General features: G+C 59.0%; 17 protein-coding genes and 2 tRNA genes. 5 read left to right on the top strand and 14 right to left on the bottom strand.

The genetic code is table 11. The features are described from left to right. Positions 1–74: 74 nt before the first annotated feature. Positions 75–500, bottom strand: a complete 426-nt coding sequence (gene lysM / locus FPZ52_RS00550) for a peptidoglycan-binding protein LysM (protein WP_146362706.1) — start codon at positions 498–500, stop codon at positions 75–77. Positions 501–646: 146 nt separating this feature from the next. Here lysM and FPZ52_RS00545 point away from each other — a divergent pair, with 146 nt between their 5' ends. Further along, positions 647–988, top strand: a complete 342-nt coding sequence (locus FPZ52_RS00545; RefSeq protein ID WP_146362703.1) for a DUF2853 family protein — start codon at positions 647–649, stop codon at positions 986–988. Between the two features lie 180 nt (positions 989–1,168). On the opposite strand, the gene FPZ52_RS00540 is transcribed toward FPZ52_RS00545, so the two are convergent. The 4 genes from FPZ52_RS00540 to tsaD all read right to left on the bottom strand — a co-directional run bounded on the left by FPZ52_RS00540 (position 1,169) and on the right by tsaD (position 3,519). Beyond that, a complete protein-coding gene (locus FPZ52_RS00540; RefSeq protein ID WP_146362701.1) occupies positions 1,169–1,552 on the bottom strand; it encodes a DUF1761 domain-containing protein in 384 nt (127 codons plus the stop codon). A 36-nt stretch (positions 1,553–1,588) separates the two neighbouring features. Continuing rightward, complete coding sequence (locus tag FPZ52_RS00535; protein ID WP_146362699.1) at positions 1,589–2,008, bottom strand: EVE domain-containing protein; 420 nt, start codon at positions 2,006–2,008, stop codon at positions 1,589–1,591. Positions 2,009–2,079: 71 nt separating this feature from the next. After that, the gene (locus tag FPZ52_RS00530) at positions 2,080–2,352 is read right to left on the bottom strand and encodes a YciI family protein (RefSeq protein WP_146362697.1); all 273 of its coding nucleotides are present in this window, start codon (positions 2,350–2,352) and stop codon (positions 2,080–2,082) included. A 72-nt stretch (positions 2,353–2,424) separates the two neighbouring features. Further along, positions 2,425–3,519, bottom strand: coding sequence for a tRNA (adenosine(37)-N6)-threonylcarbamoyltransferase complex transferase subunit TsaD (gene tsaD / locus FPZ52_RS00525; protein WP_146362695.1), 1,095 nt, complete (start codon positions 3,517–3,519; stop codon positions 2,425–2,427). A gap of 73 nt (positions 3,520–3,592) precedes the next feature. On the opposite strand from tsaD, the gene FPZ52_RS00520 reads away from it, so the two are divergent. From FPZ52_RS00520 to FPZ52_RS00505, 4 genes are all read left to right on the top strand, one after another. Beyond that, complete coding sequence (locus tag FPZ52_RS00520) at positions 3,593–4,327, top strand: uroporphyrinogen-III synthase (protein WP_146362692.1); 735 nt, start codon at positions 3,593–3,595, stop codon at positions 4,325–4,327. 48 nt (positions 4,328–4,375) lie between these two features. Continuing rightward, complete coding sequence (locus tag FPZ52_RS00515) at positions 4,376–5,671, top strand: COG4223 family protein (RefSeq protein WP_146362690.1); 1,296 nt, start codon at positions 4,376–4,378, stop codon at positions 5,669–5,671. A 19-nt stretch (positions 5,672–5,690) separates the two neighbouring features. After that, positions 5,691–7,259: a heme biosynthesis protein HemY gene (locus FPZ52_RS00510; protein WP_146362688.1), complete on the top strand. Its 1,569-nt coding sequence runs from the start codon at positions 5,691–5,693 to the stop codon at positions 7,257–7,259. Between the two features lie 62 nt (positions 7,260–7,321). After that, positions 7,322–7,397, top strand: a tRNA-Thr gene (locus tag FPZ52_RS00505). Positions 7,398–7,503: 106 nt separating this feature from the next. Here FPZ52_RS00505 and FPZ52_RS00500 read toward each other — a convergent pair. The 9 genes from FPZ52_RS00500 to murA form a co-directional block, all read right to left on the bottom strand. Continuing rightward, positions 7,504–7,740 (bottom strand): hypothetical protein, encoded by a 237-nt coding sequence (locus FPZ52_RS00500; RefSeq protein WP_146362686.1) that lies wholly within the window; start codon positions 7,738–7,740, stop codon positions 7,504–7,506. A 147-nt stretch (positions 7,741–7,887) separates the two neighbouring features. Continuing rightward, positions 7,888–7,962 (bottom strand) — tRNA-Phe (locus FPZ52_RS00495). Positions 7,963–8,042: 80 nt separating this feature from the next. Further along, on the bottom strand, positions 8,043–8,225 hold the full coding sequence (locus FPZ52_RS00490) for a DNA gyrase inhibitor YacG (RefSeq protein WP_146362684.1): 183 nt from the start codon (positions 8,223–8,225) through the stop codon (positions 8,043–8,045). Then, positions 8,222–9,256, bottom strand: a complete 1,035-nt coding sequence (locus tag FPZ52_RS00485) for a ribonuclease E/G (RefSeq protein ID WP_146362681.1) — start codon at positions 9,254–9,256, stop codon at positions 8,222–8,224. The genes FPZ52_RS00490 and FPZ52_RS00485 overlap by 4 nt, the downstream gene beginning before the upstream one ends. Further along, a complete protein-coding gene (locus tag FPZ52_RS00480; protein ID WP_146362679.1) occupies positions 9,253–9,831 on the bottom strand; it encodes a Maf family protein in 579 nt (192 codons plus the stop codon). Before FPZ52_RS00480 ends, FPZ52_RS00485 begins: the two co-directional genes overlap by 4 nt. Positions 9,832–9,873: 42 nt before the next feature. Then, positions 9,874–10,092 carry a translation initiation factor IF-1 gene (gene infA, locus FPZ52_RS00475; RefSeq protein ID WP_037209844.1) on the bottom strand — a complete coding sequence of 73 codons (219 nt, stop codon included), beginning with the start codon at positions 10,090–10,092 and terminating at the stop codon, positions 9,874–9,876. 115 nt (positions 10,093–10,207) lie between these two features. Next, on the bottom strand, positions 10,208–11,515 hold the full coding sequence (gene hisD / locus FPZ52_RS00470; RefSeq protein ID WP_146362677.1) for a histidinol dehydrogenase: 1,308 nt from the start codon (positions 11,513–11,515) through the stop codon (positions 10,208–10,210). A gap of 19 nt (positions 11,516–11,534) precedes the next feature. After that, positions 11,535–12,014: a DUF2948 family protein gene (locus FPZ52_RS00465; RefSeq protein ID WP_146362675.1), complete on the bottom strand. Its 480-nt coding sequence runs from the start codon at positions 12,012–12,014 to the stop codon at positions 11,535–11,537. After that, entirely contained in the window at positions 12,011–13,279 is a 1,269-nt protein-coding gene (gene murA, locus FPZ52_RS00460) for a UDP-N-acetylglucosamine 1-carboxyvinyltransferase (protein WP_146362673.1), read from the bottom strand. Before murA ends, FPZ52_RS00465 begins: the two co-directional genes overlap by 4 nt. Positions 13,280–13,283 lie beyond the last annotated feature (4 nt).

Genomic DNA, 13,283 nt, shown 5'->3' with positions numbered 1-13,283 from the left:
TTCTTTATTTCGGTTGTTCACGCCCGAGATAGGCGTACGGAGGCGCGCCGGTTCCACGCCCCTCCAGGTAGCATTTACTTGACGGGGATACGCAGAACCTGGCCCGGGTAAATCTTGTCGGGATCGGTCAACATCGGCTTATTTGCTTCGAAAATCTCGTTGTAGCGCGACCCGTTGCCCAACGTCTTTTCTGAAATCGCCCAAAGCGTGTCACCCTTTTCGACAGTGTGAAACACTGGCTCGTCGCCGGGAGTTTCGTCCTCTACGGCGGCGACGCCTTCGACATTACCGACCGCCAGAATAACCTTTTCCTTGGTTTCCTGATCCTTGGCTTCGCCCGTGATTTTAACCTTGTCACCATCAACCACGATATCAAGACCACTGTCGTCAAGGCCAAGGCCCTTGACTTCCTTTTTCAGGTCTTCGGCAGCGGGTGCTTCATCGGCGCTGGCTGCACCTACCTTCTTCCCTTTGCCTTTCAGAAAACTGAACAGTCCCATGATCCGCTCCTTCGGCGTTACCTTCAGTAAATTCGTGCCATTTCTTCGCGCAACTGTCACGCATTAAAGAATTTCTTTGACGGACGCAGATGCATGAATAGTCTTGACGCACCGACAACCGCTCAACGAACAGGAGGAAATGGGATATGGGCAAACGCGACGAGCTGATCGAGAAATACGCCGGGGACCTGAAAAACAAGTGCGGCGTCACGCCTGATATGGACTTGCTGACAAAAGTCACTATCGGCTGCGGCCCTGCCATCTACAACGCCGATGCAGAAACGGTTGCGGGCAGCGATCCAAGTGAGCTTGAAACCATCAAGAACAACTTCCTGATCAAGAAGCTGGGGCTTGCGGACGGCCCCCAACTGAACGACGGAATCGACAAGGTGCTCGATACCTACGGCAAATCGGAACGCAACAAGTATCGCGCGGTCGTCTATTATCTTCTGGCGAAGCATTTCGGTAAGGAAGCCGTCTACGGATGATCCAGAAATTGAACTTATTTTTAGTCACTTAGATTTTGCGTTATTGCGTCGCGTGGAATAGAAACATGGTGTCCGGCTAGGATGGCCCGGACCCGAATTTCTGGAACACGTGCGCTGGTGGCGCGTGGGGTGGAAGAAGGGTTTCCGGGTCGTTTCGGAAACCCTTCTTTTTTCTTCCTCTCAGAACAGAACCAGAACCAAACCGATCAGCCCACAGCCAACGGTAAAAAACACGCCATCGATCCAGATCAGATCCTTGTGGCGGTCGCTGAAAACGTGGTTTGTGGCGCTCCAAGGCAGCGTTAGGAAAAGTCCCAGCCCCGCCCCCATCAGCGTCCCATCCAGAAAGCCGGTGACGTTGGCTCGCTCGAAGACGTAATTCATCATCGCAGCGACAGAGAACATGCACAGATAGCTGAACACGAAGGGCAGCGGATTCTTGTTTTCCACCTGCTCTTTCGTCATCTTCGCTGCGCGCATCCAGCGCTCGCCGACGATGCCATACCATGCTGCGCCAAAGACCCAGGGCGCTGCGGCGGCCAGAAGCAAGTTGAACCACTCCATCTCAACGGCCTCCGTTTCTCGACTGCCCCGCAGCCATCACGGCGATACACCGCCCATCCGACAGATCAGCGCCCATTCATCAGCGGTGACCGGCTGGACGGACAAGCGACTGTTGTTGACCAGAACCATATCGGACAGCGCTTCTTCAGACTTGCATTGATCAAGCGTAACAGGCGTTGCCAAGGGTTTCACCGCCTTGATGTCCACACATTCCCAACGCGCGTCATCCGTCTTGCTATCTTGGTGAGCCTCAGCGCAGACCTCGACAATACCGACAATCGCCTTCTCTTTCTGTGAGTGATAGAAAAAGCCACGATCCCCAATTGCCATGTCGCGCATGTGATTGCGCGCCTGATAGTTTCGGACGCCATCCCACTCTTCGCCCACCTCACCCTTGGCAAGTTGGTCGTCCCATGACCATGTGGACGGTTCGGATTTGAAGAGCCAGTATCTCATCACAACTCCTTTCCTTGGCCATCGCAAAGCGCAGCCCGCCAGAAGTCAGCCCGAGCACAACCCCTCAGGAATCAGCCGACGACTTTCTTCCAGGCAAAAATTTCGACCCGTTGGAACAAGCCCGCAATGGCGTAAGGATCGCCTGCGGCCCAATGTTCTGCGGCGGCACGGTCATCGACATCCAGAATAACCAGCGACCCGATCATGATGCCGTCATCGCCAAGAAACGGACCGGCTTGCGCCACGACGCCAGTGTCTTGGATATAGGCCAGATGCGCCTCTCGGTTGTTCTTGCGGACCTCAATGGCCCCTTCTTTGTCGAGGCATATCAGAGCGTAAGGCATACAGGTCTTCCAATTAAAAGTCTTTCTCCGACTTTAACCAGAGCGCCACACATCGCAAGCCCTCTCGCACAATCAGGCCTTCGGCCCTTTCTTGCCGGACCCGAGCAAGGCAGGGCTGCGATCATCCAACGGCCAGCGTGGGCGCGCCGCCAGATCCATTCCTGATTGCCGCCCCGTGCGAAACATTTCCAACCCGGCCCAGGCGATCATGGCCGCATTATCCGTGCAAAGCGCCAGCGGTGGCGCGACGAAGGATGTGCCGGCCTCGCCCGCCACGTCTTGCAACCTGGTCCGTAGCAACGTGTTGGCCGCAACGCCCCCTGCAACGGCGATGGCTGGTGCTTCGGATTGCAGCTCAAGATACCTGGCCAACGCTCTGCGGGTCTTCTCGGACAGCACATCCGCTACGGCTGCTTGAAAACCCGCGCACAAATCGTTTCGGTCCTGTTGGGTCAAGCCACCCTTCTCAGCCACTATGCCATCACGCGCCCGTAGCAAGGCGGTCTTCAGACCAGAGAAGGACATGTCGCACCCGGGCCGGTCGAGCAGTGGGCGCGGCAGCGTGAAGCGGGACGGATCGCCATTCCGGGCTGCCTTCTCGACGCTTGGTCCTCCGGGCTGCGGCAAGCCAAGAAGCCGCGCACATTTGTCAAAGGCTTCGCCCGGCGCATCGTCGATGGTCCCCCCAAGGCGCTCAAAACGATCCGGCCCATGCGCAATCAGGAACTGGCAGTGCCCACCAGAAACCAGAAGCATCAGGTAGGGAAAGGGCAAGCCATCGGTAAGCCGGGGCGTCAGGGCGTGCCCGGCCAGGTGATTGACGCCCACCAGCGGCAATCCCGCCCCCGCAGCGATCCCTTTCGCGCACATCACACCCGACAGCACTCCACCGATCAACCCGGGTCCAGCGGTTACAGCGACAGCGTCCACCTGCGCTAGCGTTAGACCAGCCGCATCTAACGCTTGCTCAACCGCGATGTCGATCTTTTCTGCATGCGCGCGTGCGGCCAGTTCAGGTACCACTCCGCCGAATGCTTCGTGCAACTCCGCCTGCCCGATGACGATGTTGGACAGGATTTCCGGTACATTACCGCGCAAGCGGACCACCGCTGCGCCGGTGTCGTCGCAACTGCTTTCCAGCCCGAGAATGGTCAATTCTGCCGTCATCGCGGTCAGCCTGTTGTCGTTGATGCCTTCGCGGGCTACCACCTAGGCAGGAAACGCACAAGTTCGAGGGCATATGCACGCCAGTCGCCTGCTTTTGACCAGACCAAGGGTGCAGGCCGAACGCTTCGCACGAGACTGTCGGTTGCATCTGAACGATGACCTTGCAATCGAGATTTCTCCTGTTCTGGAAATCGAGCCCGTGGACTCACACATCGGGACGGACGGCGTTGATGCGCTAGTCTTCACGTCCGAGAATGCGGTTTGCGCAAGTCTCGCTGTCGATCCAAGCCGCACCCTGGTCGCCTTCTGTGTGGGCGAACATACCGCCAGCGCCGCAATGGAGGCCGGCTGGCAGGCCCGATCCGCTGGCGGTGCCAAGGAAGAACTGGCCGCACTTCTTCGATCTCAACCCCGAGGCCGGACCTACCTGCATCTGCGAGGTGAAACGGTCGCGGGATCGCTTGCCAAACTTCTGTCCAATACCGATCTGCGCGTTCTGGAGCACATCGTTTATCGCCAACGCGTGATTGATCTAACCTCAACAGCGAAGATGTGGCTGGACTCGGACGCGCCTATCCTTTTGCCCCTGTTTTCGCCGCGAACCGCCCGCACTTTAGCTCCGGCCCTACGTGGTGCAACCGCCCCATTGCGCATAGCGACGATCAGCCAGAATGTGGTTCGGGAACTCGAAGGGTTGCATGACGCTTGTCTGGTTGTAGCCGACAGCCCCGATGCCGCCGCAATCCTGTCCACGCTTCGACAGCTACAGGACCGAACGCGGCTTGAGGGTCCCGACCGGCCAAGGTAAGGTTTTTCCAATGCCATGTTTGGCACTGCGCAAGAAAAGGATTCCGGTTTGAGTTCCAACGACAAGCGCGAAGACGACAAAGTCGACACAGATGACGCCGCCAACCGCACTGATCGGAATGTGGAAGCGGACAGTGATGCGCCAACCGAAGATGCCGAGGCACCGCTGATCCTGACGTCAGAGGATCGACCTGGGGACGACCATGAGGGCGAAGATGATGACACGTCCGACGACGACGTGGACGTTCGGCCCGAGAACGAACCGGCCCCTGAAAAAGAAGCGCAACACTCCGAAGCCGAACAAAAGCCTACACAACCCGCAACACCATCTGCATCTACGACCCAGCCTGCAACGTCCAAGCCCAGATCGGGCGGCTTCGTGCCTGCCCTGATCGGCGGCGTGGTTGCTGGCGCAATCGGGTTCGGAATCGCAGCATATCTTGGCGTGAACCTGTCACCCCCCGAAGATTCCAGTGACAGTGCGGCACTGGAACAAGCCATCGAGACACAGGGCGCGAAGCTGGACGAGGTTTCGCAACGGTTGGCACAACTCGCAGACACGCCGCCACCGGCGGAAAACCCTGCCGGTCAGGAAATCGTCAGCCAGATCGAAAACCTCGCCGCAGCGATCAGTGCGACCAATGACGGGATCACTGCACTCGGCGACCGGATGAACACACTGGAACAACAGCCTGCCGCCGCACCGGACACGTCTGCTGAGACATCCGAATTACAAGCGCGCATTGCCGAACTTGAAAGCCGCTTGGCTGATGCGGATGCCCGCAATCAGGAACTGGAAGCCGCAATTCAAGACGCGCGGGCCACGGCAGACTCAACCGCCTCCAGCGCGGAAGAAGCCCAGGCCGCCGCTGAACGGCGCGTGGCGCTGGCGCATTTGGTCAGCGCGATTGATCGCGGTGCGACCTATAATCAGGAACTCGTGGCTTTTCCGGCGGACACGCAGATCCCCGAAACCTTGCAACAGCATGCCGGGTCCGGCATCCCGACGCTCTCTGCATTGCGCGAAAGCTTTCCCGATGCCGCGCGCGATGCGTTGGAGCAGTCGATCCGCACAACGGTATCTGAAGACCCGGTGGAACGCATCGGTGCGTTCTTGCGCAACCAGACGGGCGCTCGGTCACTTAAGCCGCGCGAGGGCAATGATCCCGACGCCGTCCTGTCCCGTGCCGAAGCCGCGCTGAATGAGGCGCGGCTGCCAGACACTTTGGCGGAGTTGCAAAACCTACCGGAAGCGGGGCAGCAGGCCATGTCAGATTGGGTCGCCCAGGCGCAGTTGCGGATCGACGCGATGAATGCGCTGTCCAGCCTGAACCAGCAGATGTGAACGAGTCGAGGTAAGCGCGATGCTTTGGTCCCTGATCCGAATCCTGATTTTCGTCGTCGCGATCGCAGCGGTTATCTTCGGCGTTGAATACCTGTCCATGCATGGCGAAGGTGTGCGGATTGCCGTGGCGAACACCGAATTCACGCTTGGCCCTGTGCAACTCCTGATCGCCTGCGTGGTCTTGGTATGTCTGGTCTGGCTTGCCATCCGACTTGCAGGACTGGCTCTGGCCACGTTGCATTTTCTTGCTGGCGACGAAACGGCCATCAGCCGCTATTTTGCACGCAACAAGGAACGCAAAGGGTTTGAAGCGCTGTCAGAAGGTCTGACCGCACTTGCCGCCGGTGACGGAGACGAGGCGGTCGCTCATGCCCGCAAAGCCGAACGCCTGCTGCACCGCCCTGACCTGACGAACCTTATCACCGCGCAGGCCGCCGAGATGTCCGGGGACAGGGCCCGCGCGACCGAGACATACAAACAGCTTCTTCATGACGACAAGACACGCTTCGTCGGCATCCGTGGACTGATGAACCAGAAACTGGCGGAGGGCGACACTGAAACCGCGCTAAAGCTGGCTGAAAAGGCATTCGTGCTGAAACCCAGGCATGGGCAGGTGTCCGATACCCTGCTATCGCTACAGGCCAAACACGCCAACTGGAACGGGGCGCGCAAAACGCTGGGTGCGAAGCTGAAATACGGTGCCATTCCCCGCGATCTGCACAAGCGAAGGGACGCCGTTCTGGCAGTATCTGAAGCCCAACACCGATTGGCCGCTGGCGATGCCGAGGGTGCCCGGGACGAAGCGATCGAAGCCTATCGCCTGTCGCCCACCCTTGTACCCGCAGCGACTGCTGCCGCCCGCGCCTACATCGATCTCGGCAAGCCCCGCAACGCGGCAAAAACGTTGAAAGCCGCATGGGCTCAGGAGCCGCACCCCGACCTTGCCGCCGCTTTCGCGGAGATCAAACCCAACGAGAGCCCACAGGAACGGACCACCCGCTTCCGTGAACTGATCCGCCAGAAACCCGATCACCCCGAATCGCGGATGCTGGAAGCCGAACTGCACCTCGCAGCAGAGGATTTCCCTGCCGCTCGCAAGGCTCTCGGCCAATTGGTCGAGACGCATCCGAATGCGCGGACACTGACGTTAATGGCTGCGATTGAACGCGGCGAAGGTGCCGATGATAGCACGGTCAAGGCGTGGCTTGCGAAGGCCCTGACTGCGCCGCGTGGAGCCCAGTGGGTCTGCACCAACTGCGACAATGTCCAGCACCACTGGACGGCCATCTGCAATCGCTGCGACGCGTTCGACACTCTGGCTTGGCTGGAAGTCCAGGGCGACGAGCGGCTGTCCGGCGGTCCGGCAGGAATGCTTCCGTTGATCGTGGGTGCCATTGAAGACAATCGTGCACAAATGCCAGCTGAGGACATCGAAGATGATTCACAGCCGGAAACCGTGGACGCCGAGCGCCCGGAAAAGGTCGAAGAGGAGCCTACAGAAGCGGACGCGGACGTAAAGCGCCCGTTAGACGCTATGCCAGAACCGGCATGGGACGATAGCGAGCGCGACAATACGGCGCGACGTTAGACGAAATAACTGCATTTGGGGTCTGTTCTTGCCTCAAAAGCTTTGCTAATAGCGCGCGAGATGCCGATGTAGCTCAGATGGTAGAGCAACGCATTCGTAATGCGTGGGTCGGGGGTTCGAGTCCCTTCATCGGCACCACTTCAGATTCATCGATGCACCCTCTAAAGCTTTGAACAGCAACGAGATTTTTGGTGGCCGACAATCCTGATTCCACCATATGTAACGGGATCAGAAAAGGCCAATCTCAGTACTGTTCGCTTGAGTGCGAGATTGCCAGTCCCCCATGCTTTCCAAGGGCTTGAGAGAAATCTCCAAGCGTGTTCGAGGACATCATGAAACCGTCCGGCAGGCGGGGCGGCATTTTCGAATTCCCGGCCAGCAGAAGCTTTTGTTCTTCCAGTTGCTCGATCTTCTTCTCGTAGGCGGGGACAACTTCGCAGTTGCTGACATCGACGATCCGTTCCAGCAACACCTTTGGCAAGCAAGATTTCTACCTCATTCGCGGGTATACTGTGGAGTGCGGCCTGCAAGGTCGGGCTGATGAACAGACGCTCAGCCAAAAGCGTCAAATCCGATCCGGGTGAGAACCAGACATGACCACAAAACCCAAAATTATCAGCTTGCTAAGTGGTGCCCGGGGGCGGAATCGAACCACCGACACGAGGATTTTCAATCCACTGCTCTACCCCTGAGCTACCCGGGCACGGGGAACGCAACATACGTTCGGGTTGCAGCGTTCTAGGCGAGGTCGGGGTGGGTGTCCAGCCCTGCCGCGACAAAAAATCAGTGCCGTTGGGGAAAGCGGGGGGCGTCTTTAGAAGAAGACTCCGGCATGTCTTCCAAGTTACTGGATGGAATAGAATAATTCCCCTTGATCCAGTTTCCGAGATCAGCGTCCGCGCACCGCTTGGAGCAGAACGGACGATAGGACTTGTCGGTAGGTTTTGAGCAGATCGGGCAGGTCATGGCAGGCAGATGGACAATGGGATTCGTTCGCGTTTGCGTTGCAGTTCAAAATGACCCAGCGTGGTCCAGCCGACAAGGTTCGTCTCGACCAAGCCGGCGCGGAAAGCTGCTCGCATGGTTTGTTCGAACCGCTTGCGCTCTTTCTTGGGCATCGGGGCGAAGTCGATGACGATCTGGCCACCTAGTCCACGCAGTCGTAATTCGGACGCCAGTGATCGGACAGCAGCGATGTTTGCGCGCAACCCGGCGGCAGCGGAACCGTCTGCACCTGTGTTCACGTCCACGGCAACAAAAGCACGGGTTTCCTCGATATACATGCTGGCGTTGGCAGCGAGCGGAACGAAAGGCTGGCGTAGGCTGGCGATGGCGTCAGCGACCGGCGAAAGGTCGGCGGTGGTGTCAGCAAGCAAGATCGGTGCGTCTTCTTCGGTCCATTCGCGCCAGGCCAGCAATTCGGGCGACGGGCCGTCGAGCAGAAGTTCCGGTTCGCGCCCTGCGTCATCCATCACCTGTCGCGCGACATTGGTGGTGTGCCGCAGATCATCGGCGATCGCGTCATCGGGGGCCATTTCGCAGGCAGATCGCAGGATCAGGCCATACTGATCGGTTTCGGGTAAGTCTGACAACAGCGCCCGCAATTCGGCGCGCCGTACTTCATCATGGATCGACCGCGAAATATTTTCACCCGGAGCACCGGGCGTCACGATGCAGTAGCGGCTTTTGAACAAGACTCGGGATGTCAACGGTACGGCCTTGTCCGGTTCCGAGACGCCCGTCACCTGTACCAGCAGCGGATCACCGGGACGCAGTCCTTTCGTTTCACGCAAAAAGCCTGTCTGCCCGTCGGGAAGGCGCACAATCATGGCGCCTTGCCCCTTGAGCGGTCGGTCCACGATGCCGCGATAGATCGCACCGGGCGTGCAGATGCTACCAGGTGCTTCAATGAACAAGTCATGGAGTTTGCCGTTGCGCATCAACGCCGCGATCTCGGTCCCCTCGTATCGCCCAAGGATGATTTGCTGGCCCTTCATGCGCGGCTCCACACCGGGTATCCGGCAGATTGTAGCAGGGTCGTTGTTTCGTGCAGCGGCAAACCGACGATGCCGCTGTGCGACCCGCTGATCCACGGGATGAAGGCGCTCGCTGGTCCCTGGATGCCATAGGCACCCGCCTTACCCTTCCAGTCATCAGTATCGAGATACGCGTTCACTTCGGCGTCACTGAGTTGTTTCATCCGTACGCGACTTTCGGAAACGCGCAACCAACGGCGATCCCCGTGTCGCACGGCAATGGCGGTAAATACGCGATGCCGACGACCTGAAAGTGCGAACAGATACTTCGCTGCTTCCGCGCGGTCCGCTGGCTTGCCCAGAATGCGCCGTCCTAAAGCGACCGTGGTGTCGGCGCAAAGAACGACGTCGTCAGTCGCAATACCCGGCATCGCCTCGCATTTCTCGCGCGCCAAACGTTCACAGTAGCGCCGAGGCAGCTCGGACGGAGCCGCTGTTTCATCGATGTCAGGCGGGATTACTGCATCGGGCACAACGCCGATCGACGCAAGTAATTCAAGGCGACGCGGACTACCCGAGCCGAGTATCAAACGCATGATCCGCTCTCCCGTCTTGCGGATGGGTAGGCGGACAAGGCCTTACTTGAAACGATAGTTGATCCGACCTTTCGTCAGATCATACGGTGTCATCTCCACCTGAACGCGGTCGCCTGCAAGAACACGGATGCGGTTCTTGCGCATCTTGCCTGCCGTATGTGCGATGATCTCATGGCCATTCTCAAGCTCGACCCTGAACGTCGCATTCGGCAGGAGTTCCTTCACGACGCCGGGAAATTCGAGCATTTCTTCCTTGGCCATGGTCACTCCTAGATAAAAAGCCCGCCGAAATGCGGGCAGGCCACTAAATGCGCCCTGATCGCGCGATTTTCAAGCCAAACTTGCACCATGTGCGGCTTTTGCGCCGTAACGCGTCCTATTTCCGGGCGTTCAGCCGATCAAGGCGTGATCGAACGGACAAACCATGCGCTTCCAGCCCTTCTGACGCTGCCAGACATTCAGCTGCCGGTCCGATGATGTTAAGCGACTCGGGCGTCATACGGGTCAGGGTCGTGCGTTTCAGGAAGTCCATCACCGACAGGCCGGACGAAAACCGTGCCGATCGCGCGGTTGGCAGCACATGGTTCGGGCCCGCGATATAGTCGCCAATGGCCTCCGGGGTCCAGCTACCAAGGAAGATAGCGCCCGCATGGGTGATCTTCGCGGCCAGCGCATCGGGGTCGGCCACACATAATTCCAAATGTTCTGCGGCGATCCGGTCTGCGATCCGGGCAGCTTCGTCCAGATCGCGCACCGTGATAACAGCACCGAAGTCGCGCCAGCTTGCGCCAGCAATGTCTTTTCGGTCCAACTGGCCCAACAAAGCATCGACGGCCTGCATGGTGCGGTCGGCCAATGCAGGATCGTCCGTGATCAGGATGGATTGGGCGCTTTCGTCATGTTCGGCCTGGCTCATCAGATCGACGGCCAGCCATTCGGGATCGTTATCCGCGTCTGCGATCACAAGGATCTCTGACGGGCCAGCAATCATGTCGATCCCAACTTTCCCGAAAACCTGACGTTTAGCCGCCGCGACAAAGGCGTTGCCCGGCCCCGTGATCTTGTCCACCGGATTGATGGTGTCCGTACCATAGGCCATTGCGGCAATCGCCTGCGCGCCGCCGATCCGGTAGACTGTGTCGACGCCGGCCAGACGCGCAGCCATCAACACCAGCGGGTTAACCTTACCGTGTGGGGTTGGGGCGCACATATCGAGGCGCTTCACACCAGCAACCCGCGCCGGAATCGCATTCATCAACACCGAGGACGGGTAGGAAGCCAGCCCACCCGGCACATACAGCCCGGCCGCCGAAACTGCCGTCCAGCGCCAGCCGAGTCCCGCGCCGGTTTCATCCGTCCAGAAGGCGTCTTCTGGCATTTGGCGCGCGTGATAGTCCGTGATTCGTTGAACAGCCAGTTCCAGCGCCTCTCGCTCGGCATCGCTGACCGATGCACAGGCGGCGTCGATCTCATCTTCGGTGAAGGCCAGCGTATCCGGCGTCAGGTCGAGACGATCAAAACGGCTGGTCAGCTCGATGACACTCGCATCGCCGCGGTTACGCACATCCGCGATGATTTTCGCGACCGTTTCGTTCACATCGGGCGCATCTTCGCGCTTGGCCGACAGAAGTTCTGCGAAGCGCGCTTCAAAATCGCCTTGGGCGGTAGAAAGCAGGGTGGCCATGATTGCCTCCGACGGGGTGTTATTCAGGGTGGCGCGGCAAACGGCGCGATGGAGCCGCATAAGGGCGGGTCACATCCTTCAGAATCACCTCGATACAATCTACGGTGCAACGGATCGCGCCATCACCAGCCAGAACCAAGGTCATCTCGCCGGATGGGCCTTCCTGGTCCGGAGTAAAATCGATGGAAAGCAGCGACAAGACGAGTTCCTTATCGCCACGATCAAACCCCTGCGACGAGACCTTTGTCACATCATTTATAACCAGCAGGGACTGCACGCGTTCGTAGGCCCGTTGACCAGCTTCTGCACCTGACCTGTCCTCCCAGCGGAACCGGTTGATCAGCAGGGCAAATTGACGACGCTTTGCATCCCACTTGACTTCGTTCGTCGGGAAAACCGCATCTTGCGTCAGGGTCGCGAGCACCTGCAAGTCCTGCTCATCAGTCGCGATCAGGCGCAGGGGCTGTTCGCCACCATCTTCGAACTTCGCGTCGTTCATTCGTTCACCCGTTCAATGCTTGCACCGCATGCACCCAGTTTTTCCTCGACGCGCTCGTAACCGCGATCAAGGTGATAGACGCGGCTGACGACCGTTTCGCCCTGTGCCGCAAGACCCGCAAGAATCAGGGAAACCGATGCTCGGAGGTCCGTAGCCATAACCGGCGCGCCCCTCATGGTCTCAACACCTGTGACCTTGGCAGTGCCTCCATGTACATCGATCTTCGCCCCCATCCGGATCAGTTCCGGCGCATGCATGAACCGATTCTCGAAGATCCGCTCGTCCAGCGTGGAGGTACCCTCCGCAAAGCACAAAAGTGCCATCATCTGCGCCTGCAGATCAGTAGGGAATCCGGGGAACGGTGCGGTTTCGACGTCAATCGCGCGGATGCGGCCATTCTTACGGCTCACCTTTAGCCCTCGCAGTGTCTCTTCAACGGCGATACCGGCCTCGTCGAGCTTTTCGGCAAAGGCTGCGACCAAATCCATCCGTCCGCCAAGCAATTCGACGTCACCACCTGTGATGGCCGGCGCCAGCATGTAAGTTCCCAGCTCGATCCTGTCGGTGACGACGGGATGGGTCGCACCGCGCAGGGCGTTAACGCCCTGAATTTCGATAGTCGAGGTGCCTTCACCTTCGATCTGCGCACCCATCTTGCGCAGGCAATGTGCCAGATCGACGATCTCCGGCTCGCGTGCGGCGTTCTTGAGAACTGTCGTTCCTTTGGCAAGCGTCGCCGCCATCAGCAGGTTTTCAGTCGCACCTACCGATACAAAGGGAAAATCGACGACACCGCCGACCAAACCGCCCTTCGGAGCCTCCGCATGCACATAACCGTCCTTCAGCTCCAACTGAGCGCCCAGAGCCTCAAGCCCCTTCAAATGCAGATCGACCGGCCGGGCGCCGATCGCACAACCACCGGGAAGCGACACCTTCGCCTTTCCCGCCCGTGCCAGAAGCGGACCAAGCACGAGGATCGAGGCGCGCATCTTCCGCACAATCTCATAGTCAGCCGTCAGATTGCTCAGGTCATGCGACGAAAGAGTCAGAACCTTGCCGTCCTGAAGAGTCGTGACTTCGGCACCCAGCGAACACAGCAAGTCGTTCATCGTACGAATGTCCGAAAGCCGCGGCGCATTGGTCAGCGTCAAGGGTTCATCCGACAAAAGCGTGGCAGGCATCAATGTCAGACACGCGTTCTTGGCCCCTGCGATCGGGATTTCGCCATGCAGCGCCTTGCCGCCCTTTACGACGATCTTGTCCATGGGA

Source organism: Qingshengfaniella alkalisoli, from assembly GCF_007855645.1.
GTDB classification, from domain to species: Bacteria; Pseudomonadota; Alphaproteobacteria; order Rhodobacterales; family Rhodobacteraceae; genus Qingshengfaniella; species Qingshengfaniella alkalisoli.
Note: the sequence above shows the minus strand (reverse complement) of the source record. Positions and strands in the feature narration are given on the sequence as shown.

Coding starts and splice junctions, on each gene's coding strand:
- lysM (WP_146362706.1), bottom strand. CDS start 500: ATGGGACTGTTCAGTTTTCTGAAAGGCAAAGGGAAGAAGGTAGGTGCA.
- FPZ52_RS00545 (WP_146362703.1), top strand. CDS start 647: ATGGGCAAACGCGACGAGCTGATCGAGAAATACGCCGGGGACCTGAAA.
- FPZ52_RS00540 (WP_146362701.1), bottom strand. CDS start 1,552: ATGGAGTGGTTCAACTTGCTTCTGGCCGCCGCAGCGCCCTGGGTCTTT.
- FPZ52_RS00535 (WP_146362699.1), bottom strand. CDS start 2,008: ATGAGATACTGGCTCTTCAAATCCGAACCGTCCACATGGTCATGGGAC.
- FPZ52_RS00530 (WP_146362697.1), bottom strand. CDS start 2,352: ATGCCTTACGCTCTGATATGCCTCGACAAAGAAGGGGCCATTGAGGTC.
- tsaD (WP_146362695.1), bottom strand. CDS start 3,519: ATGACGGCAGAATTGACCATTCTCGGGCTGGAAAGCAGTTGCGACGAC.
- FPZ52_RS00520 (WP_146362692.1), top strand. CDS start 3,593: ATGCACGCCAGTCGCCTGCTTTTGACCAGACCAAGGGTGCAGGCCGAA.
- FPZ52_RS00510 (WP_146362688.1), top strand. CDS start 5,691: ATGCTTTGGTCCCTGATCCGAATCCTGATTTTCGTCGTCGCGATCGCA.
- FPZ52_RS00490 (WP_146362684.1), bottom strand. CDS start 8,225: ATGACCTGCCCGATCTGCTCAAAACCTACCGACAAGTCCTATCGTCCG.
- FPZ52_RS00485 (WP_146362681.1), bottom strand. CDS start 9,256: ATGAAGGGCCAGCAAATCATCCTTGGGCGATACGAGGGGACCGAGATC.
- FPZ52_RS00480 (WP_146362679.1), bottom strand. CDS start 9,831: ATGCGTTTGATACTCGGCTCGGGTAGTCCGCGTCGCCTTGAATTACTT.
- infA (WP_037209844.1), bottom strand. CDS start 10,092: ATGGCCAAGGAAGAAATGCTCGAATTTCCCGGCGTCGTGAAGGAACTC.
- hisD (WP_146362677.1), bottom strand. CDS start 11,515: ATGGCCACCCTGCTTTCTACCGCCCAAGGCGATTTTGAAGCGCGCTTC.
- FPZ52_RS00465 (WP_146362675.1), bottom strand. CDS start 12,014: ATGAACGACGCGAAGTTCGAAGATGGTGGCGAACAGCCCCTGCGCCTG.
- murA (WP_146362673.1), bottom strand. CDS start 13,279: ATGGACAAGATCGTCGTAAAGGGCGGCAAGGCGCTGCATGGCGAAATC.